Annotated in this window: 22 protein-coding genes; 12 read left to right on the forward strand and 10 right to left on the reverse strand. The window is 40.1% G+C overall.

Annotated features, from left to right (window positions below; genetic code table 11):
• Positions 1-370: 370 nt before the first annotated feature.
• The 5 genes from QR40_RS12835 to QR40_RS31375 all read left to right on the forward strand — a co-directional run bounded on the left by QR40_RS12835 (position 371) and on the right by QR40_RS31375 (position 4,697).
• Positions 371-1,633 (forward strand): uroporphyrinogen decarboxylase family protein, encoded by a 1,263-nt coding sequence (locus tag QR40_RS12835; protein ID WP_044295350.1) that lies wholly within the window; start codon positions 371-373, stop codon positions 1,631-1,633.
• A 259-nt stretch (positions 1,634-1,892) separates the two neighbouring features.
• The gene (locus tag QR40_RS12840) at positions 1,893-2,537 is read left to right on the forward strand and encodes a cobalamin B12-binding domain-containing protein (RefSeq protein WP_044295351.1); all 645 of its coding nucleotides are present in this window, start codon (positions 1,893-1,895) and stop codon (positions 2,535-2,537) included.
• A gap of 454 nt (positions 2,538-2,991) precedes the next feature.
• The gene (locus tag QR40_RS12845) at positions 2,992-3,741 is read left to right on the forward strand and encodes a M23 family metallopeptidase (RefSeq protein WP_044295353.1); all 750 of its coding nucleotides are present in this window, start codon (positions 2,992-2,994) and stop codon (positions 3,739-3,741) included.
• Positions 3,742-3,762: 21 nt separating this feature from the next.
• Positions 3,763-4,215: a GNAT family N-acetyltransferase gene (locus QR40_RS31370; RefSeq protein WP_027292628.1), complete on the forward strand. Its 453-nt coding sequence runs from the start codon at positions 3,763-3,765 to the stop codon at positions 4,213-4,215.
• Positions 4,216-4,319: 104 nt separating this feature from the next.
• The gene (locus QR40_RS31375; protein WP_242858510.1) at positions 4,320-4,697 is read left to right on the forward strand and encodes a hypothetical protein; all 378 of its coding nucleotides are present in this window, start codon (positions 4,320-4,322) and stop codon (positions 4,695-4,697) included.
• Between the two features lie 338 nt (positions 4,698-5,035).
• On the opposite strand, the gene QR40_RS12860 is transcribed toward QR40_RS31375, so the two are convergent.
• The 6 genes from QR40_RS12860 to QR40_RS12885 form a co-directional block, all read right to left on the reverse strand.
• Positions 5,036-6,172 (reverse strand): ROK family transcriptional regulator, encoded by a 1,137-nt coding sequence (locus QR40_RS12860; RefSeq protein WP_242858511.1) that lies wholly within the window; start codon positions 6,170-6,172, stop codon positions 5,036-5,038.
• Between the two features lie 247 nt (positions 6,173-6,419).
• Positions 6,420-6,716 (reverse strand): hypothetical protein, encoded by a 297-nt coding sequence (locus QR40_RS32080; RefSeq protein ID WP_200889751.1) that lies wholly within the window; start codon positions 6,714-6,716, stop codon positions 6,420-6,422.
• Between the two features lie 267 nt (positions 6,717-6,983).
• Positions 6,984-7,748, reverse strand: a complete 765-nt coding sequence (locus QR40_RS12870) for an SDR family oxidoreductase (RefSeq protein ID WP_200889752.1) — start codon at positions 7,746-7,748, stop codon at positions 6,984-6,986.
• Positions 7,749-8,013: 265 nt separating this feature from the next.
• On the reverse strand, positions 8,014-8,799 hold the full coding sequence (locus QR40_RS12875) for an APH(3') family aminoglycoside O-phosphotransferase (protein WP_052430837.1): 786 nt from the start codon (positions 8,797-8,799) through the stop codon (positions 8,014-8,016).
• 175 nt (positions 8,800-8,974) lie between these two features.
• Complete coding sequence (locus tag QR40_RS12880; protein WP_044295357.1) at positions 8,975-9,685, reverse strand: flavodoxin family protein; 711 nt, start codon at positions 9,683-9,685, stop codon at positions 8,975-8,977.
• 105 nt (positions 9,686-9,790) lie between these two features.
• Complete coding sequence (locus QR40_RS12885; protein ID WP_242858513.1) at positions 9,791-10,366, reverse strand: TetR/AcrR family transcriptional regulator; 576 nt, start codon at positions 10,364-10,366, stop codon at positions 9,791-9,793.
• 258 nt (positions 10,367-10,624) lie between these two features.
• Here QR40_RS12885 and QR40_RS12890 point away from each other — a divergent pair, with 258 nt between their 5' ends.
• From QR40_RS12890 to QR40_RS12900, 3 genes are all read left to right on the forward strand, one after another.
• Complete coding sequence (locus QR40_RS12890; protein ID WP_052430838.1) at positions 10,625-11,125, forward strand: class I SAM-dependent methyltransferase; 501 nt, start codon at positions 10,625-10,627, stop codon at positions 11,123-11,125.
• Between the two features lie 172 nt (positions 11,126-11,297).
• Positions 11,298-12,767, forward strand: coding sequence for an ISLre2 family transposase (locus QR40_RS12895; protein WP_044295359.1), 1,470 nt, complete (start codon positions 11,298-11,300; stop codon positions 12,765-12,767).
• Positions 12,768-13,241: 474 nt separating this feature from the next.
• Positions 13,242-14,087: a class I SAM-dependent methyltransferase gene (locus QR40_RS12900; RefSeq protein ID WP_044295361.1), complete on the forward strand. Its 846-nt coding sequence runs from the start codon at positions 13,242-13,244 to the stop codon at positions 14,085-14,087.
• 116 nt (positions 14,088-14,203) lie between these two features.
• On the opposite strand, the gene QR40_RS12905 is transcribed toward QR40_RS12900, so the two are convergent.
• Together QR40_RS12905 and QR40_RS12910 are read right to left on the reverse strand one after the other, a co-directional pair.
• On the reverse strand, positions 14,204-14,701 hold the full coding sequence (locus QR40_RS12905; protein WP_242858514.1) for a GNAT family N-acetyltransferase: 498 nt from the start codon (positions 14,699-14,701) through the stop codon (positions 14,204-14,206).
• Between the two features lie 339 nt (positions 14,702-15,040).
• On the reverse strand, positions 15,041-16,066 hold the full coding sequence (locus tag QR40_RS12910) for a zinc-dependent alcohol dehydrogenase family protein (RefSeq protein WP_044295365.1): 1,026 nt from the start codon (positions 16,064-16,066) through the stop codon (positions 15,041-15,043).
• Positions 16,067-16,296: 230 nt separating this feature from the next.
• On the opposite strand from QR40_RS12910, the gene QR40_RS12915 reads away from it, so the two are divergent.
• The 4 genes from QR40_RS12915 (at position 16,297) to QR40_RS12930 (ending at position 21,165) form a co-directional block, all read left to right on the forward strand.
• Positions 16,297-17,427, forward strand: a complete 1,131-nt coding sequence (locus QR40_RS12915; RefSeq protein ID WP_044295366.1) for an ROK family transcriptional regulator — start codon at positions 16,297-16,299, stop codon at positions 17,425-17,427.
• Between the two features lie 294 nt (positions 17,428-17,721).
• A complete protein-coding gene (locus tag QR40_RS12920; protein WP_044295368.1) occupies positions 17,722-18,858 on the forward strand; it encodes an ABC transporter ATP-binding protein in 1,137 nt (378 codons plus the stop codon).
• Positions 18,855-20,420: an ABC transporter permease/substrate-binding protein gene (locus QR40_RS12925; RefSeq protein ID WP_044295370.1), complete on the forward strand. Its 1,566-nt coding sequence runs from the start codon at positions 18,855-18,857 to the stop codon at positions 20,418-20,420. The genes QR40_RS12920 and QR40_RS12925 overlap by 4 nt, the downstream gene beginning before the upstream one ends.
• Before the next feature lie 103 nt (positions 20,421-20,523).
• Positions 20,524-21,165, forward strand: coding sequence for a GntR family transcriptional regulator (locus tag QR40_RS12930; RefSeq protein ID WP_027292617.1), 642 nt, complete (start codon positions 20,524-20,526; stop codon positions 21,163-21,165).
• 138 nt (positions 21,166-21,303) lie between these two features.
• Here QR40_RS12930 and QR40_RS33185 read toward each other — a convergent pair whose 3' ends face one another.
• Positions 21,304-21,426, reverse strand: coding sequence for a DUF6783 domain-containing protein (locus tag QR40_RS33185; RefSeq protein WP_334291783.1), 123 nt, complete (start codon positions 21,424-21,426; stop codon positions 21,304-21,306).
• Positions 21,427-21,434: 8 nt separating this feature from the next.
• The gene (locus QR40_RS12935) at positions 21,435-22,199 is read right to left on the reverse strand and encodes an ABC transporter permease (RefSeq protein ID WP_081820117.1); all 765 of its coding nucleotides are present in this window, start codon (positions 22,197-22,199) and stop codon (positions 21,435-21,437) included.
• Between the last annotated feature and the right edge of the window lie 26 nt (positions 22,200-22,225).

Genomic DNA, 22,225 nt, shown 5'->3' on the forward strand with positions numbered 1-22,225 from the left:
AAGATCACTTTCACAAACATTGCAGCAGAGAAACCATAACCACTGCCCAGGCTTCACAGTTTATCATTTAAGAAAAATACAATAGCGAATAATGTCAAACATTTATTGATAATTTTTAGTTTACACACAGTTTTATATATTTTACATAATATTACATATTTTAATTATACAGTTTATATTGTATTTATATTATATATTTATTATATTTTATACAGTTTATAATATATTATAAATTTAAATAGTGTATGAAATACTTTTTTAAAACTATTTAAATTAGACATTGACATGTTTTTCCATATAATATACTATTAATTTATAAGGTATAAAACTTTAATCATTCTTCTGCCCACAATGAAATGGAGGGAATCTAATGAAAAGCATGGAAGCAAGCAGTTACAGTGAAAAATTAGAGCGATTGGACCGGTGCACCAGATTAGAAAAGGTCGACCGTGTACCAATCGGAGCGGCAACACTGTATTTTCCAGCAAAATATTCTGGTATCTCATATGAAGACATGTATTATGACCAGGATAAGTACATGAAGGCCTCAACTAAGTTTGCAAAGGATTTCAATTGGGATGCAGCATGTATGCTTCGCTCATTTGAGTCTGTGACACTGGGTTTGGCACTTGCAGGAACAGATCCGGAAACTGCGGTAAATGCAGCAGCTGCTTCTGTTCTGGGCGGCGGATTTGCACATGACATTCTAAAAGACAATTATTCATCCCAACCCGGCAGAGAGGTTCCACCCTATGTGGAATCACAATTTAAAATCAAAAGTCCGGTCATGAGCGTTGAAGAATATGACGAATTTATTGACGATCCTTTTGGCTTCCTTAATAATAAGGTAGTTCCACGGGTATATGGCTCATTAAGCAGACCTGGCAGCAGTGAATCAACAACTGCCCTCATAAAATTTGGCATGAAGCTGGGTCCTGCATTGGGGGATTTACAAACCTTTACTCAGGAAATGAAAGACGTAAACTGCCCGCCATGGTATATGGCACTTAATCCAAATCCACTGGATGCACTTGGAGCATTTCTCAGAGATTTTGATCAGGTTATTTATGATCTCCGGCGTGTTCCGGATAAGGTTCATAAGATTTGTGCGGCTCTGGCTCCGGTACTATTGGCTGTTGGAAAAGCTACGGGAGAGATTTCATATCAGCTGACGGGCTCCAGGAGGGTATTCTGTCCGGTCTGGTATAACAGCTTCCTGTCAGAAAAACAGTTCCGTGAATTTCATTGGCCATATCTCAAGTACATTTGTGAAGAACTCATCAAAGCAGATTTTACACCACTCCTTTCTCTGCAGGGCAGTTATGACCATTTGTTGGATACACTTCTTGAACTGCCGGCCGGTAAAGCAATTGCCTGGTTTGACCGGACAGACCCTATAAAGGCAAAACAAGTCATTGGAGAGCACATGTGTATCGCAGGCGGTATATCACCGGCGCTTTTAATTGGTGGCACTGTTAAAGAAGTTGATACACGGGTAAAAGAACTTTTAGACGAAATGAAAACTGCGTCCGGGTTCATATTTACCCTTCCGTTTAACGCCATAGGTCCTGCAAAAATCGAAAATGTTGCCGCAATGACTGACGCTGTCCACAACTATGGTATCTACCGGTAGACCTCATACATAAATCAATTCGTTATTGGATCTCATACACAAACTAATTTGTTATTGGTTCCTATCTAATTCGTTATTGGATTTCATATCAGACTAATTCGTTATTGGATTTCATATCAGACTAATTCGTTATTGGATTGCACACCAAACTATTCGTTATTGGATCTCACACCAAACTAATTCGTCATTGAATCCCATACCATACTAATTCGTTATTTCATTAATAGTAACTATGAATCGTTTTCAAAGGAGGTTAATTATGATTGATTTAGCCACACTAACAAGAGCTCTCGGGGAGCTTGATGAAGAAAAAGTTCTCTCCATGCTCAATGAATTCGCTGCTGGAAACCCAACTAAAGCAGAAGCAAACAAAGCCATAGAAGCCTGCCAGAAAGGAATGGCAGTTGTCGGAGAGCAGTTCGAAACCGGTGCATATTATGTTGGCGATCTGATGTTTGCCGGAGAAGTGCTGTCAGAAGCGATTAAAATTCTGGAACCCATCATTGGCTCCGATTCCAGTGAAAAAGTCGGTAAAATTGTCTTGGGAACCGTCCATGAAGATCTGCATGATATTGGAAAAAATATCTTTAAAAGTATGGCGGAAGCTTCCGGTTTCGAAGTATATGATCTTGGCATTGATGTGCCCGTCAGTTCCTTTGTGGAAAAAGTACTTGAAGTAAAACCTGAGATAGTGGGACTGAGCGGAGTCCTCACTCTGGCAATCGATTCCATGAAAGATACCATCGACGGGCTGAAGGATGCCGGCATTAGAGATGATGTTAAAGTCACAATTGGAGGCGCATGTGCCAGTTATGACACTATGGTGGTAACGGGTGCGGATGCTTGGTCTAATAATGCGGCGGAAACGGTAAATGTCTGTTTGGACTGGGTGCGGGGGGCTTAGATTTGAACGAGAATTAAGAATTTAAGATCGGATTTCTCAGGTAATTGAGATTATAATTTTTTATTTCAGATCAATATTGTTTTTATAAAAAGGCTGACAGCGGAATCTGCCAGCCTTATGCTGTAGACAGAATTATTTTTATCTGTGCAAGAGTAAACCCTTCCAGGGGCTATGAGAGCAAATTTCATTAATTTCAGGAAATTAATGAAATTCTCTTAAAGGAAGCTTGAAAATCCAATGAAATTCTCTATGAAAAAAGATATACGGTGCTTCACTTTCACTTACTACTCTGATATACTTTAATTAAACTAAAATAAGTCTGTGAAAGGGGTTGTTGATATGAGTTTAATAATTCTTGAACTTTTCATGTTAAAGTATGGGATTTGAGATTATTTGATTGATATCAAATAATTTTCCATTGAATTAGGAAATCCGTATAAAGGAGAAATTTCATATGAATAAACGACTTCTAGGACAGGCTGTATTGCAAGTTATCGGCTTATATTATGCAAAAATTAAGTATCGAAAAAAAGATATTGATCCCATAGATGATTATGTGCCAAAAGTAGAGTATGCATTGCCATTCGATGGAGAATGGTATATAGGAAATGGCGGTGTTACTAAAAACACATCCCACTCGTGGGAAATCTTACCACAACGTTTTGCTTATGATTTCTTTATCGTGGATGAAAATGGGGAGAGCTGCCAAGGCGATAAAAAGGATTTGCATAGTTATTATTGTTATGGAAAAGACATTCTTGCCCCTGCCGACGGCATAGTTATCTCAGTAAAAAATAACTTCCCTGATTGCCGCATAATGAACGATGGGCAGCCCGACCCAGACACACCTGATATTGGCGGTAATCGAATTATTATAAAACACTCGCCAAATGAATATAGTACCATTTGTCATCTTATGCCTGGGAGTGTAAAAGTACAAAAAGGGCAGACTGTAAAAAGAAGTGATGTTGTCGCTCAGTGCGGTAACTCTGGTAATACGACAGAACCCCACATTCACTTTCAGGTGCAGGACACTGCCCATTTTTATTCTTGCATTGGCTTACCTGTCTATTTTTGTAATATTCAAAAAAGGCTCTATGCCAAGTACAATATAGTTGATACACGCCCGCTGCCAGAAAAAGAAGATATAAAAGATGGATATATCCATCGGGGATTATTGGTAAAGAATTTTGGAAATAAATAATGTGCGTGAGGAGATATACATATGGAAATAAAAATCATTGAAAGTAACAAAAAAGACTTTCTCGATTTGTTGCTTTTAGCAGACGAACAGGAAAGCATGATTGATAAATATTTAGATAGAGGAAACCTTTTTGCACTATATGATGACGGATTAAAAAGTATCTGCGTTGTAACTGACGAGGGAAACGGTATTTATGAACTTCAAAATTTGGCAACTTACGAGCAAGTTCAAGGAAAAGGGTATGGAAAAAAGTTAGTTAGCCACATATCCCGTTATTACAAAGATAAAGGTACAACGTTATCTGTCGGCACCGGAGACATCCCCTGGATCATCTCGTTTTACGAATGCTGCGGATTTATTTTATCGCACCGTCTTGAAAATTACTTTATAGAACATTATGATCAACCGATGTTTGATTCAGGTATTCAGTTAAAAGATAAAGTTTATCTCAAAATGGATTTAGGTGTAGTGTAAGAATAGTGCGTGAGCGACTTTTTCGGAGTAACAACAGATTACATTTTAAAAGGAATTGAGCCAGTGCCAATGAAGGCCAAAAAAGCAAAGAACTTACAAGTAAAGTGCTTTATATTGCCTCAACAGCCTTTATTGCTATTGGGCTGTTTTGCGCTTTTGGTAGATGGTATGAAGAACAAACTATGGAAGCGGTGTGGGGTTCAAAGATTATTCAAACAGTGGGGATTGCCGGCTATTTTATTGGGAAAATACTGTCGACAGAAAAAGCACCATTTTATGTTGATTGGTTTAATATAGTTGGTATTGCTTTTATGCCATGTTCTATAATAACTGGATATATTTCAATACTTGTTTTTAATCAAGGGTGGATTGCATCCTATCCGATTGATACAATCCATACTTTAATTTTTAGCGTAGTATTATTTGTGGTCTTAGTTATGCGTTTTATCTTTATAAAAAAACAAAAGCAATCTACGCAGTAATAAATTCAGTTTGAGAATTTTATAATTACATTTAAGCGGTTAGTCATACATGATTGACCGCTTTTTGGTTTAACAATTAAACTTTTTCGGAATGAATGATACATACCCAAGTGATGTTACACGATTTTGTGTTCATGTCTTTGCTATACCCGTACCGAATGACAAGCTGGCAAAGGCAATAAAACAGCTTACCCCAAAACAGCATGAAGCTATCCATGCTAAGTTACTTTGTAGGAATGAACGACAGAGAGATAGGGGAGTTTATTTCCGTTGCTCATTATACTATCTTCTATCGCAAACGCAGCGGACTAGTTAAATTATTGTATTATAGAGTCGGATTATATCAGCGTATCAAGATACTTCTCAATAAATCGCATCCCAATCCCAACAGCAGAAGCTTCCCGTTCATACCGGCAAGTCTGCAGATAAGTAGTATCGTTATCAAAAGGATCCAGCTTCACTACCTTCTTATTGAGATCCATAATATATTTTTTCAAATAGCCTCCCACATATCCGCCTAATATAATGTCACAGTCAAATACCATACGTAAGTCTGTCACCAACACAGCTAAGTCTTCCAGATATTTTTCCCAGACTTTCTTTGATCCTTCATCCCCAGTTTGAAGCTGATCGAAAAATCTTTCCAGACTTCCATTCCCATGCCCCGCCAGAACTCTCGCAGAACAATATACATCTGCACAGCCCTTTTTGCCACAATAACATTTCGCACCGTTTCGTACCAGATTCATATGTCCAAATTCCGCACTTCGGTAATGTTCACCAGTATAAATTCTTTGGTTGATGTAAACGCAGCCGCCTACAGTATCACTGAGAGAGACATAGACAGCATCCTTATTGCGGTTCGCAAACTCTGCAATTGCCGCACTATTAGCATCATTTTCGTAGCAGACATCATATTCGAACAGCTGACTTAAATTTTTCAGACTCACATTATTTACTTTCAGAACATGTGAAGTAATAATCAATTGGTTTTGGGCATCTATAATTCCTGGAACGGAAATTCCCACCCCAAGAATTTTATTACTTTCGATCCGGCTTTCCTCCAGAAAGCAGGCAAAATTCTCATACAGTGCTTCATAATAATCAAGCGTATTTTCATAAGACCTGCGTATTCTCTTCTGGCATAATAAATCCCCTTTTAAATCAATAAATACATAACTGATATGATTCCGGGTAATATCAATACCTGCTGAATACATAAAATGATTGGCTATGGACAGGCCTTTCGCCTTACGCCCTCCGGTCGACTGATATTCATTTCCTTCTGTTACAATTCCAAGCTGAATGAGCTCCTTAATATTTTTAAATACTGTAGGCATACTCAAATCCAGCTTTGACGCTATTTCTGCTTTTGATATTTCTCCGCAGTCTAAAATACATTTAGCTATTCTGACTTTATTGGACTGCCTGCTTTCATCTACGCCATTGACTACCATACATATTCTCGCTTTCATAAAAAGTTATATAAAAGTATATTATACCAACGGCATGATTTTTGCAAGAAACTACACTATATTTCATTTATGTTTTTTACACTATCCCGTATCATCACATCCCACTCTTATCGTTGTGGCATCAAAGCTATAATGTTCTATCTTCTGAATAATCCGCTCCACAGCCCATATGGCAAACTGCTTTATATCTAACGGTTACTTGTCAAATTGTGGGCTTTGTATTTTATATACTCACCCTCAACCTTCTTCATAGCTTGAGAATGGCAGATAGAGCCATTGCCATTGAGAAGTTTTCCCCACTCATTGTCAGTATATTATCCAGATGTTTTGCCCAATCCTGCATTGTCATGGCTTGCTCTCGTTCTGCCTGACGTTCTGCAAAAACATTTTTTATGTGCTTAGAAATCACACTTCTATCTCTTTGGAAGAGGTCTGCCATTTGTCCTATTGACAACCATGCTGTCTCATTTTCAAAGGTAACATTAAAATCCTTCTCTGTTGCCTGACCTGTATTTTCCGCTATTCCGCTCCTAAAATATTCCACATTTCGGAAAACAAAACTGGATTTTTAATGAAAAAGATGTTCGATTGTAGTAAAAAATAAGACCAGAGCTGCCGCAAACCCCTGATTCTATTGGGTTCCTTGCTAACTTGGTCTTATTATAACTTGGTTTTATTATAACACGCTCTCCTGCAACATTCGTCACTTAATCCATATGTAATTTGACCGATCATAGAATTTAAACGTTCATTAATATATCAACTATCATTTAATTCAAACAATCGTCAAAATCTCAATTTAACACTCTGATTATTGTGCAACATATCCTCCATCCACAATCACATCCGACCCTGTTGTGTATCCGGCCGCATCGCATGCCAGATATAATATTGCAGGAATCAACTCTTCCGGTTTACCCATACGGTGATAAGGCATAAGCGGCATCCAGGCATTTTTTAATTCCTGAGGCGTATCAGCTGACATAGGCGTACCAATATAACCCGGGCTTAAACTGTTAACCCGAATTCCATGCTCTGCCCATTCAATGGCAAGAGACCTGGTCATGTGCATTACTCCGGCTTTAGAGGCATTATAAGATGCCTGCCACTGCGGGATATTAACAATTGTGCCAGACATAGATGCCATATTTATAATACTACCCTTGGTTCCGGACTCTATCATCCTTCTGCCTGCGGCTCTTGCCACAATATATTCTCCTGTCAGATTGACATCAATAACCTGTCTCCACTCTTCTATCGTAGCCTCTAAAGTATCCTTATGTATACAGATTCCCGCATTATTAAACACAATGTCAATATGTCCGGAACGTTCCATGATGAGATCCATCGCCTTCTCTACCGCCTCCTCATCTGTCACATTAGCCGTAATACTATACGCTTTACCACCTTCCCCTTCAATCTTCCTGACTGTCTCCCGGGAATCTGTCTTTCCCATAATAACTACCTCGGCTCCCGCCTTTGCCAATGCAATGGCAATTACCTGTCCGATTCCTACTCTTCCCCCTGTAACCAGGGCTGTTTTCCCCGCTAACCCAAAAATACTTTCCAAATACATTATAAATTCTCCTTTCCACCTCACAAATAATTCTTTATTTCTTTTGTATTAATTGTATTTCTTTTATAAAAGCTTTTATCTAAGTATTTAAATTATACTACGATATTTTTTAACTGTCAATCCACTATTATGTACAAATTGAAGCTACAGTATCGCCGGTTTATATCCTGTATTCTATATCATTTACACAAAAACAGGGTGACACAGCCTACACCTCCTGTATCACCCTAATCATCTATGTATCTAATGCACCTGAGCCTTCTTCTCAAAAAAGCTCGTCTAATAAAATATAATATCGTATCCGATCCCAATCCGGTTCTATCCCTAACTTGTCAAAAAGAATATCCGCATTAAAGTCTTCATATATTTTTCCTCCATACCTGCCTTCAAAATTATGCTTTAGACTTCGGTAGCAAAGAGCGATATCCTGATATTTATCAGCTATTCCGCTTCTCCCCAGATCTATAAAACCACTGACTTTATTTTGATTGATAAAAATATTTGGAAGACAATAATCACCATGAGAAAATACAAGATTTTCGGCGGGTCTGTTATCTTTTAACCATGTAAGTAAATCAGCCGGAGAAGCAAATCCATTATCCCCATAGGTTCCCGGCTCTACTCCTTCCATTTCGCAGAGGTTATTAGAAACGAGAATTTCCGCCAGCCGCAGTTTATTATCAATCCCATTATGATAAGGACACGCTGAAATATCCACATTCCACAACATTCGCAGCCCTTCTGCCAGCAATTCCGTTAACAGCTCGGGATCTTCCAGAAATTCCGAGGAGCAGGACATTTCTCCAACCACCCGTTCCATAAGCAGATAATTTGTACTGCAGCTCTTTTCGGAGCAGAGCAGTTTCGGCACCGGAAGTCTGCCGGAGAGCCAGGACAACATTTGATGTTCATTATCTGATTCTTCACATTGCTTTTCTATTTTAAGAATCATATCATCAAAACAGATAACCTGGGAATCGGACATCCCGGTTTTGTCTAAGGTAAATGAACGGGAACCGATTATATTATTAATTTTTGTAGGAATATCCATTATTTTACCTCACTTAATCATTGATATCATTTTCAACTCCAAATCATTTTAAGCATTTAATTCGAATTTAAAAATCTCCATGCCCCTCTACATCTCATCCTTAGATAACTGTGCATACCCCAAAAATAATTTTATTTTGATGGCGGCCTGCAGTTCTAATATTCCAGGACAGTAATTATTTGTTCCACGGTCTTTTCTTCCCGGTCCAACCTTGATTTACCCACCAGTCCCGATCCACCGGATTCCAGGCTGCGCCGGGACTGGACTGCATTTTCCGAAAAACATAAAAAAACAGTTTCCCCCTGATACTGGCTCTGGGCCGTTCTGCCCGCTGCCGCACCCTGGCTGCTATGCGGACAGCTTCCCGCTCCATTTTTTTCCGCTTTTTCACTTTTACATCTGATATCCCCATGGCATTGCTGACAAATGGGAAACAGAATACCCTTGATACGCTCATCCATTTTAACTGTCTTGCAAGTGAACGGGCAGTATGTCCGGCAGGGGCTCCCGCAGATGAGCAAAATGTCATACCCACCTTTTTAAACATTCCACCATGGGGCCTGTGAGTCACCCATCGATACGCCATATGATCCAGGAAATTTTTCATGGAACCGCTCATCTCCATAACATAGTTTGGGCTGTCCAGAAAAATAATATCCGCCCACTCCATTGCCCTGGCTATCGGCTGTACTTTTTTGGCGGCAGGACAATGCTCTTCTCCCTTTATAAAACAGCTGTTGCAGCCGCAGCAAAAATCCGGGCCATCCTTAGGCAGAAAAAATTCCCTGATTTCATCCTGATCATTTGCCAGGTGTTTCAGCACTTCTCTGGTCATGGTATAGGTTACCCCTTTGTGTGACTGCCCATGTATAACCGTAATTTTCATCCTCTCATCCTCCTGTCTTCTGATACAACCGGTTAAACTGCCGGATATGCTGTTCAAATATCTTCAGGGCCTCCGGCTCACGTTTAGGCTGGCAGTCACACATGGTCAGCAGCAAATACAAAGGCGCATAAAAGTGAAGTGCCATAATCTGCACATTTTCCTGTTGAAAATGCCCATATTGGAAAGCAGTCCAAGCAGAATACTTTGATAAGACAGCGGATCATCTGCATATTGTTTAGCATAAAGGTCTGCAAGTGTTTTGCTGTGATACTGCTCTATTGTCAGCAGCTTGCGAAATTTACGGACATATTCGTCATGGAGGAAATATAAAAACAGTTCCTTTCCCATTTGAATCAGCTGTTCCTCCGAAATATCCTTATAGCGGTCAATATCCTTATTTGGTTCCACTCCATTCATCTGCATGGAAGCAGTCTGCTGTTGATAACGAACTGCCATCTCATCGAGAATCGCATCAAAGATATCCTGTTTGCTCTTATAATGTTTATATAGAGACGGGGCTTTTATTCCCACTGCATCTGCAATCTGCCCTACGCTCACTGCATCAAAACCTTTTTCCGAAAACAGCGTTAAGGCATGTTCCAGGATTCTTCTTTTTGTAGATACTTTTCCAGATATTTTTCCGGACTCTTTTCCAGATACTTTTGCAGATACCGTTTTCATCTATAAATCTCCTTTGGCTAATGATAATTAGCTTTATTATATGCTAATTATCATTAGCTTGTCAATCTAAATCTGCGTAATGTATTTGCGTAATGAACGATTGTTTTTGAAAATACTCTATAGTATAATTGAATAACATTAAAATACCAATGAACAAAATTTTAAAGTAAAAATTATGAATGTGAGGATTAAAAATATGAGTAAGAAAAGTATTATCGGAGGTGGGGAAGTCGGTGAACTATCTGCTTTATCTACCCAATGCAACTTGAACGTACGAAAGAGTTCTTGACATCACAGAGAATTGACGCCAGACTTGTATGTGGACCAATGGAAAGTGAATGCGGAATACCCGAACAATATTTTGATTATGTTTATTCTATCTATGCGATAGGCTGGACAACGGATCTGAATGAGACATTCAGCAGAATATCATCCTATCTGAAAAAGGACGGCATCTTCATTTTCAGCTGGTCGCATCCTATACATAAATGCGTATCCGCAGAAAATAACAATCTCATCTTTTGCAATTCCTACTTTGATGAAACATGGTATTCCGTAGCTTTGGAAGATAAAGAAATCAAGTTATCAAATCGTAAACTTTCTACTTATGTTAACGCGCTGTCAGCGAATGGGTTTACAATTGAGCAGATGATTGAAGAAACAGATGAAGATATCATAAATGCATATGGGGAAGATGATTTTAGTAATAAAGCAAAAATGCTTCCTGTAACTTTTATTATTAAAGCAAGGAAGCTGTAGACCGTGATTTAATCTGCCGCAGGCGTTTCAATCATGCGCCTGTAAAGATATACCTATGATAGCCGCTAGCGTAAAATTTTACTCGGATAATGAAAAATAAATAGAAAGAGGCCACCATTTTGTGATAAAGTATTAAGCACGACCAAAATACACACAAAGAAAGGTGACCTCTATGATTAACAGTATAAAGTATTTTGAAGAAAAATGCATCAACAAATTTGAAAAACTGGAAAATGAATTTATGAAAGAGCCATTAAAGCTGGCTGAGTATGTCCATAGTCTGACAGATGAGCTGCACAATCTGGGCTTAAGAATGATCCAGGAATCATTGGAAAGTATGAATGAAATGCTGAGAAAGAGCCAGAAAAGGCTGCAGCACTGGTCAGTAGAATCCCATGAGACTAAACAATTGCTCACATCGCTGGGGACAGTTACATTTAAAAAGACCCTGTTCACGAATAAAGAGACCGGCAAAAGTGAATATCTGCTGGACCGTATTCTTGGACTGGAAAGAAACGAGCGTATTACGGAGGACGCATTGGCAAGAATGCTAAAGGAAGCTGTGCAGACATCCTATAGACGGGGAGGAGAAGAAAGCAGCCTGACAGGGAACGTGAAGAAACAGACTGTAAAAAATAAAATTCATGGATTGAAATTCCCCAAAAATGAAGAAAAACCAAAGAAGAAAAAAGAAGTTGATTATCTGTATATTGAAGCAGATGAAGACCATGCTTCTCTCCAGTTTCGGGAGAAGAAAGGGGATCTTAGAGAAAATGAGAATCACCAGAAGAATAACTGTCTGATCACCAAACTGGTTTATGTTCATGAGGGAATCGAGAAAGAGGCACCAAAGAGTAAACGTCATAAACTGATAAACCCGTACTACTTCTGCGGTGTCAGCCATGGAGAAGAATACAATCAATTTTGGGACGAAATCTATGAATATATGAATAATCATTACGATCTCGATAAGGTTAAGAAAATCTATCTGAATGCAGATGGAGGGGGCTGGATTAAATCAGGAATGAAGCGGATGGCAGGAATAACGTATGTGCTGGATGAATTTCATCTGGAAAAGTATCTGACCAGGCTGACGAGCCACATGAAAGACAGCCGGGAGGATGCGGCAGATGAACTGCGGACTGCAATCAGGAGTAAGACGAAAAAAGAGTTTGAAAGAACCGTAGAAAGACTGGAAGGCTATCTGGAAAACGAAAGAGAAACAAAGCGAATGTCGGAAGCAAAAGCCTATATCCTGTCGAACTGGACAGCAGCGAGGCTGCGGTTAAAACATAAAGACGGAGTAAAAGGAAGCAGTACAGAAGGCCATGTGAGCCATGTATTATCCAGCAGAATGAGTTCAAGGCCGATGGGATGGAGTATGACAGGAGCAGCAAAAATGGCACAGTTAAGAGCCTATAGTGAAAACGGAGGAGAAATGCTGGAATTGGTAAGATACCAAAAAAAGGATGTGCCAAAGGCAGTGGGGGAGGAGTATGAGGTATTGAGCAGTACACAGATATTACAGTCAGAAAGAAGCAGACATGGAGAACTGGGAAAATACACAGAAAGAATAAGCCATAGTCTGTCATTGCAGAGTAAAAAAATCATGTATTTCAATGAGCATATCTGGGGATTGTAAAAAGGGAACAAAAAAAGAGAAAGAGGGATAAACCGGAAACGGCTCAGAAAACTGGGCTTGCTTTGCATACCCAAAAGAGGTATATTAAATACATAAGTCATTGCCTGATACGTTATCAGCGCATCATGGGTGAACTCTACACCATTATTTCCGAAGGTAAATTTACGCAACCATGATAGCCTGTAAAGGTTGACAAAACCGTCTGCCTAATATAGAATCACCATATAACTATTAAAGAAAAGGTGATGGAAGTCCGGCGTACCAGGTGTCACAAAATCAGTGGCATGGGGATGACTGGAAAAGAGTAGATAAAATCAATTCAATTAGGAAACAGAATGGCTGTTGATTCAGCTTATTTTGTGTACCGAATGTTTGGTTTTATTTTACTCTTCACTTTTCTTCATCTTACAAAGATGAGCCGTAGAGTAAAATCTACGGCTTTTCTTTATGCCCAAATGAAAAGGAGAGATCATTATGTTTCAGGAAATCATCAAAAATTTAGAATTACCTGTACTTTACAAAGAGACAGAAAGCGCGTTTTGGGATGATAATTATATCTCAAAACAAATGCTCAAAGCACACCTTGACCCGGAATTTAACGGTGCAAGCAGAAAATTAGCATTCATCGAAAAGTCCGTGTCATGGATAAAAAATATTTTGCCTCCCCATAGCTATCCCTCGTTGCTTGACCTTGGCTGCGGCCCCGGATTATATACAGAGAGATTTGCAAAATGCGGATATTTGGTAACCGGCGTGGATTTTTCAAGACGTTCTATTTCCTATGCACGCCATTCCGCAGAAGAAAAGAATCTGAATATTAAATATATCCGTCAGAACTATCTCACGCTGAATTTAGCAACACATTTTGATCTGGCTACCATGATTTACTGCGATTATGGTGCACTGTCAGCCGAAAACAGACGCATAGTCATGAAGCAGATATACCAGCATTTAAAGCCTGGCGGGAAGCTATTATTAGATGTTTTTTCCATGGTAAAATACAACCTTTTTCATGAAGAACAAACCTGGGAACTGCACCAGAGCGCAGGATTCTGGAGTGCAAAACAACATGTCGTTCTAAATAGAAATTGTAAGTATTCAGATAATATCACCCTGGAACAAATCATCGTTGCAGCAGATCAAGACCTTAAATCTTATTATCTATGGAATTGCTGCTTCACACAAGAAGCCCTGATACAGGAAGCAGAAGAAGCCGGATTTCAGGTACGCAGTGTATATGGTGATGTTGCTGGAAATCACTATGATGAAAAGAGCCATACTATCGCTATTCTTCTTGAAAAGTGTTCTGCGATCCATTAAAAACCGTAAATATATAATCCGGTAATAATTCGTTTTTTGACTATATAAGGCTGAGGAAAAACTCCTCAGCCCATTTCAGATACTTCCCCAAATACAATTGCGTTCTGCCGGCAGCTTCACTTACTGGAATGCCGCAGACCTGCAAATTCATCTGCAATAATTTCATAATCAATATATTCACCGGCAAAATCTGCAATGCCAGAATTTTTTCTTCGTAGGACTGTCTTAAATCCAACACTCTCATACATCCGTTGTGCCGGAAAAAGACCCGCATTAGTGGTTACTATTATTTTTTTCACATCATATCCCCTGATTCTGTTGACAGCTTCCTCAAGCTGCATTGTCCCATAGCCCCTGCCCTGGTAAGTTGATTTAATACAGTTATGCCCCACCTCTACATACTCCGGCATATTTCTTGGATCCCAGGAAACCAGCCCGATTGCTTCGCCGTCTAACGTTGTGATAAAACCATATTGATCTGCAATCTGAAGATTATCAAAGAAAAAATCATCAAATTCTTCCCAATCAGATCTCCAGCATTGTCCCATTCTTTCATCAAAGGAATAAGCATCAGACAATAAATTTAAAATAGTCCCTCTATTAAATCCGCTCACTTTCCTGAACTCAATACACATGCATCATGTTCTCCTTTATCTGTTATATATCTGATATTTATCAGATGAACTCCATCAATTTTCAAATACGCGCTAACCTTTATGCAAGCGATAACCAATTCCCCATACCGTATCGATATACTCTTCCCGGGGACTTATTTCCTTCCCCCTGAACGCAGCAGGTCAATTTTATTCTGCAAGCCGCCACCCTATCTCCTGAAACTTTGTCTTATTATACTGCATTTATCTAAAATCCTCAACTGCATTATAAAGCAAACAACACTCCTGCCTTTTACCGCAGAAGTGTCTGTTATACGTTGTCACATACTCATTTCCTATTTATTTTTCAGGGGAAATAATATATTTTCCATTAGCACGCAATTCTGGTTTGCTTAATACGCCTTCCAGGTTTTCCAACCCGCAGACTTCATAAATCATGCTACTGACATCCAGACGTCTGGTATCAATCAGATCCAAAGCACGCTTTTGTGTATAAGGATTGATGAAAGATGCCTTTAGCACAAGCTCCTTCTGGAAAACTTCGAATGGTTTCACCTGGATAGTTTCATCCGGTTTTGTGAGCCCGAACATCATAACCACAGCTTTATTTCCTGCAATATCAATTGCCTGCCGGATTGTAGACGGCCTTCCCACACATTCAATCACGGTGTTGATCCAGGTCATTCCTGCCGCTTTCAATACCGCCTGAACATCTTCCTTTATAGGGTCAATACAGATATCTGCACCCAATTTCTTCGCTACTTCCCTTTTATTTTCCACAGGCTCCAGCAGAGCTACTTTGGCTGCTCCAGCCAGTTTTGCCAGCTGCATCATCAATAGACCGATCATTCCGCCGCCGATTACCACTACCTGATGTCCGGGCTGAATCTCACACATATCAATTCCGTGCAGGCAGCAGGCTACCGGTTCCGCCATAGCCCCCTGCTCAAATGTTGTATTTTCACCCAGCAGATACACCTGTCTTTCGTTGACTGCACAATATTCTGCAAATCCTCCGTTTACGGTAGTTCCATATCCAATCATATTCTCACAGTAATGTGCCGCGCCATTGCGGCAGGGTTCACAGGTTCCGCAATAACAATTGGGATCTATACATACCCTGTCCCCGACTTTGCAATTTACTACTTCTGCTCCTGTCTGAGCCACCACTCCTGAAAACTCATGTCCCAAAATCGTGGGAGGGGTTACTTCTGCCGCCCCTTTATCTCCCTCATAAATATGTACATCCGTACCGCATACCCCACATGCTTTTACATGAATTAATACGTCCTTTGGTCCGATTTCAGGTTTTTTTGATTCTTCCACTCTCAAGTCATGCTTCCCGTAAAATACTGCACTTTTCATGATCTTCCTCCATTTTTTCTCTTTTATTTTATACTTATGCGTAACACCTAATCATAAGTAGAGTATATTACTTTATATTTAGAATAACAATTGATTTTTATCCCAATTTTCTTATTGATTTCTTGTATAAATTGCATAATAATATATTTTCATTGCTTTTTAAATACAGACATACTATGATAGAAAGAACGATAGGTCGATGAGATGAATTTAGCGAATTAGGAGGTTCTATGAGCGATAAAGGAATGACTACCATGGCAGTCAAAAGAATTAACAAAAATAAAGTATATTCTTTTATCTACCATGAGGGCACTACATCAAAACTGCAGATAGTCCAAAAACTGCAAATGGGTTTATCTACCGTAAGTCAGAACTTAAAAATTTTAGAAGAAGAAGGTCTGCTTGAAAAAAATGGATACTTTGATTCTACGGGAGGTCGGAAAGCCCGGGCAATCCAGATTCGACGTACTGCAAGAGTCTCGATCGGGATTGGAATTTTAAAAAAGATGGTTCATTTTGTGGCAGTCGATCTCTATGGTACTGTGATTTTTGATTCCACACTGGACATCCCTTATCAGACTTCAAGAAAATACTACCGGCAGCTTGGACAGGAACTAGAGGGTTTTATATCCGTAAATGTCTTAGACAGATCTTCAATTTTAGGGGTATCCATTGCTACCCAGGGGATTATTGCACCTGATGGACAATCTGTAAGCTATGGTGTAATCATGGATAATATTCAGATGAAACTATCTGATTTTACAGAATATATTACTTATCCCTGCCGGCTGGAACACGATTCCAAGGCAGCGGCTTACCTGGAACTATGGAATCATAAAGAAATAGACAGCGCAGTTGTGTTTCTGCTGAACCGAAATATGGGCGGCTCTATCATTACGAACGGTCTGGTCCACCAGGGGATTCATATGCACAGCGGTATTATTGAACATCTATGTCTTACGCACGACGGACCGATGTGCTACTGCGGCAGCCGGGGCTGCCTGGAAACTTACTGTTCCGCCAACGCATTGGAACAAGCTTCCGGTATGGGTATCACACCTTTCTTTCAGAAATTAAGGAACGGGGATTCTGACTGCCGGCAAATTTGGGACAGCTATCTGGAACATCTGGCTTTTGCCATGCGCAACCTGAATATTATGATCGACGGTTCCATTATTATCAGCGGATATCTGGCTCCATTTTTTCTGGAAGAGGATGTGGTAACTCTTCTGAATCAAATAAATTCCACATCACCTTTTACCCTTTCCAGAGATCAGATCATTTTGGGCACTCAGGGACAATATACTCCGGCAGTCGGTGCCGCTCTTCATTATGTCAGTGAATTTTTGCAGAATGTCTGAAAACATTAGATTATGAAATAATTTTCCATACATGCTCCGGAAACTGATCTTTCTGCCGCATTATAGCCAACATTAACACAAAAGTGTGTTTTAAAACGCTCTTGAGTTGATGTTGGCTTTTTTTTGTTTTTTTACTAATTTTAAAATTATATTTTGCGTGGAATTTACCCGGAAAATAGCCTCATTTTTACAAATACATTCAACCTTAATCCAGTATATGGCTCTGTACAAGCCTTGACAAAGTAACAACTTTCCAATATACTATGAGTAGTTACTTTGAAAGGAGGCTGACAAATGATTCAATTTGAACATATAACTAAAGCCTACAAAACACAAAGAGTTTTGTCAGATGTCAATTTTACCATTGACAAAGGAGAATTAGTTACCATAATCGGAGAAAGCGGATGTGGAAAAACTACCCTGCTTAAAATGATCAACCGGCTGGTTAAGCCCAGCAGCGGTACCATTACTATCCATGGAGAGAATATTAAAAACGTAGATGAGGTGGCACTGCGCAGGAAAATCGGTTATGTCATTCAGCAAACCGGTTTATTTCCCCACATGACCGTTCAGGAAAATATTGAGTTGATATCCAAACTACAGAAGACAGCTCCCGCAGAACTTGCCAAGAACACCAAAAGAATGATGCAGATGGTGGGACTTGACTGCGATGAGTTTTTGAACCGCTACCCCACCCAGCTTTCCGGCGGCCAGCAGCAGCGTGTTGGTGTTGCCCGGGCATTTGCAACCAATCCGGATATCATTCTTATGGATGAGCCGTTCTCGGCACTGGATCCAATTACTAGATCAGATTTGCAGGACGAGCTGATACAGTTACAGTCTAAACTTAAGAAAACGATAGTTTTTGTGACGCATGATATGGATGAGGCTGTAAAAATTGCTGATAAAATATGCATTATGCGGGACGGAACTATTCTGCAGTACGACACACCGGAAAACATTCTGAAAAATCCGGCAGATGAATTTGTTTCTCATTTCGTCGGACAGAACAGAATCTGGTCCTCTCCGGAGTTTATTAAAGTGTCAGATATTATGATAGAAAAGCCCATTACGACGGCAAAGGACATGTCTGTCTTGAAGTGCATTGACAAAATGAGGCAAAATAAGGTAGACAGTCTGCTGGTAGTGGATCCGGAAAGCAAGCGGCTTTTAGGCATTGTAAAGGCAAGCCGGCTCAGAGGCGTGGAGGACAAAACACAGACTGCTGAAGTATTCATGAAGCAAAATGTTCTGACTCTGAAACCTGAAGAAAGTATCTTGGATACAATCAAACTGGTGACAGAGAATCAGTCATCCACCGTTCCCGTTACAAATGAGGACGGCAGATTGGTTGGCTTGATTACCAGGAGCAGTCTGGTAACAACACTGAGTCAGCAATATCTGGATGTGGGAGAGGAGGATGAAGAGTGAATTTCATAGAATATATTCAATTAAATTATATTCAAATCATTAGCTTGCTGGTGGAACACATCAAGCTGACAGCTATTTCTGTGGGACTGGCGATTTTAATCGGTGTGCCTCTGGGCATTCTAATCTCCTATGTGAGCAAAGCAAGCAAGCCGATTTTATCGGTGGCAAATATTGTACAGGCAATACCAAGCATGGCGCTTCTGGGCTTTATGATTCCTTTTCTTGGGATCGGAACGGTACCGGCAATATGCGCGGTCGTGCTGTATTCTCTGCTGCCAATTATCAAAAACACCTATACCGGACTTGAGAACATCAACCCGCAAACCTTAGAGGCAGCAAAAGGAATCGGACTCACTCCTTTTCAGGTGTTAACACGGGTTCAGATTCCGCTTGCCCTTCCTGTCATTATGGCGGGTGTACGAATTGCATCCGTCACAGCTGTAGGCTTAATGACCATGGCGGCTTTTATCGGCGCCGGAGGGCTTGGCTATCTGGTATTTTCAGGAATTCGTACCGTTAACAACAATCAAATTCTGGCTGGCGCAATACCCGCATGTATATTGGCATTGCTGGTGGATTTTTTGATTGGCACCGTGGAAAAACTGGTAACGCCAATCAGCCTGCAAAAAGGAGATAACAGCATAAAGAAGAAGCATCGAAATATGCAGAAAGGTATTCTGGTGACAGCCGCTGTTGCTACTGCTGCCATTCTTATTTTTACTTCCATTGGCAGTACCTCCAGTACCGGACAAACAATTACAGTGGGCTCTAAGGATTATACGGAGCAGGCTATTTTAGGTAATATGGCAGCGGATTTTATTGAAGACCGCACCGATATTACGGTTAACCGACGGGTAGAGCTCGGCGGCACACAGGTTTGCTTTGGTGCCATGAAAACGGGCGATATTGATATGTATGTAGAATACAGCGGCACGGCATACAGCGATACCCTTCAGCATCCCCCTGTCAATGATGTGGAACTGGTCTATAATACCGCGAAGGCAGAGCTGAAAGAACTGTATGATATTGATGTTCTAAAACAGATGCAGTTTAACAACACCTATGTTATGGCGGTCACCCAGGAAACCGCACAGAAATATAAGCTTGAAACCATCAGCGATCTTGCAAAGGTTGCTAACACTATGAAATCGGGTACCGTATTTGAGTTCTCTAATCGTGCCGACGGGCTGCCCGGTCTTCAGAAAGAGTACGGCTTTACCATAGGCGAAAGCCTGACGCTGGATGGTTCCCCCCGATACACAGCATTGATTAATGGTGATGTGGATGTCATTGATGCTTTTGCAACTGACGGTCTTCTGAAAAAATTTAATCTTAAGGTTCTGACGGATGACAAATCCTTTTTTCCGCCCTATTATGCAATGCCAATCATTCGTGGGGAAGTGCTGGAGGAATGTCCGGAAATTGCACCCCTTATGGAGGAACTGGGAGAATATCTTACTGATGAAGTCATGATGGATCTGAATTACAAGGTAGACGAATTACAGCAGCCCCCCGAGCAGGTTGCCAGGGAATTTTTGACCGAGAAAGGTTTAATCAGCTAATAGTAATAGCTGGAATTCAAACCACGAAAAAATCCTTGTGACCGGTACTGGACTATGCTATATTTATAACAGATAATTTATTTATACAGGAGATGTATTTCACATGGAAGAAAACAAAAGTGAAAAAGTAGTTCAACTACCGGTTTATCAAAAAATCGCTGCAGATATCGCTGCCAAAATAGCAGAGAGAAAATACCTTGTGGGCGAGAAAATTTATTCACGCTCTGTGATTGCTAGTCAGTATTCTGTATCACCGGAGACGGCTCGTAAGGCAATCTGCATACTGGCAGATTTGGAAATTGTTTCAACAACAAAAGGCAGCGGTGTTACGATCCTGTCCCAGGAAAAAGCGTGGCGGTTTCTACAGCAGTTTAACAGTGTACAAACCATTCACAACTATAAAAAAGATCTGCTTGACAATATTTCCCGTCAAAAAAAAGAACTGGACAATTTAAATGAAAAGGTAGCGGCACTGATCGAAAGTACAAACCGGTTTCAAATGCTGCACCCTTTTATGCCCTATGAATTTGAAATTCTTTCAGAGATGCTGTGCATAGGAAAAACTTTAGCAGAATTGCGATTTTGGGAACACACCACAGCAACTGTGATTGCAATTCGCAGAAATGGTGAGGTTTTAATTTCCCCCGGTTCCTATGCTACATTAAATGAGAAGGATATTATTTACTTTATTGGTGATGAATATTCACCGGATCGGGTCACAAACTTTTTGCTGCAAAAATGTTAATGTCGAGGAATTACGTCTGATTTCCTTGAAGCACTTTTTTGTGATATCACTAAAATAATGACTCTATAAAAATGATGACTTTATAAAATAGAAATTTAGAAAAACAGGTATTAGTACAGCATTGCACAAATAATTAAGCTATGCTGTACTAGATCGTGTTTTAAAATTGCTTTCTGGCAGCTGTGCGTCACAGTTTGTGGGAGATTTGTCCCGGATGAAGGGCGCGTAGCGGGCTACGTAACCTATTACGGGCATTGCCATCCATACGGCTATCTCAAATCACTCTTCATTTTTCTGCCAAAAACCAGGGCAGAAGCGCAATATATACAAAATGCATACACCAGAATAATACAAAGGGGTTTTGCCAAATCTCCGAAATTCCCCTGCACAGCCATTCTTGCGCCATTCACTCCCTGATAAAACGGTAATATATGTGCAATTTTCGTTATGGTGCCGCCTATCATATCCACATCCATCCACACGCCTCCGAGCATGCTGACAAGGGTAATGATAATGGAACAAATTCCCGGTGCCGCTTTATCATTTAATAAAGTTCCAAAAAACATACCGATTCCGATAAACATAATAGCTGACGGGATCAGCACCAATATTCCTGCAAACAGATATCCAATCTGAAAGCTGTAACCAATTATCCTTCCGGTCACAAACCCAACGCAAAAAGTAATCAGCACCTGGCATATGGCTATGATCGAAATTGCCAGTGTATATCCCATTACAAAATCAAATGGCCTCATGGGAGATGCATACAGCCGGACCAGGAAAGCAGTCGAACGGTCTTTGGAAACCTGAAGTGCCGTAAACAGCATGACAAAAGTTAATCCAAAAACTGCTATTCCGGGCACAAGTGACTGGATATGGAAAATTGTCATACCCGCTTCATTTGGGATACTTCTGTCAATGACCGTCATCACAATCAGCATAACTATGGGAAATCCCAGGCAAAAAATATAACTTAATGGATCTCTCAACATTTCTTTTACGACTCTTTTTGCAAACACAATGCTCCTCATCATAATCTCTCCTTCCGCTTAAAAGCACG

Source organism: Robinsoniella peoriensis (assembly GCF_000797495.1).
GTDB classification, from domain to species: domain Bacteria; phylum Bacillota; class Clostridia; order Lachnospirales; family Lachnospiraceae; genus Robinsoniella; species Robinsoniella peoriensis.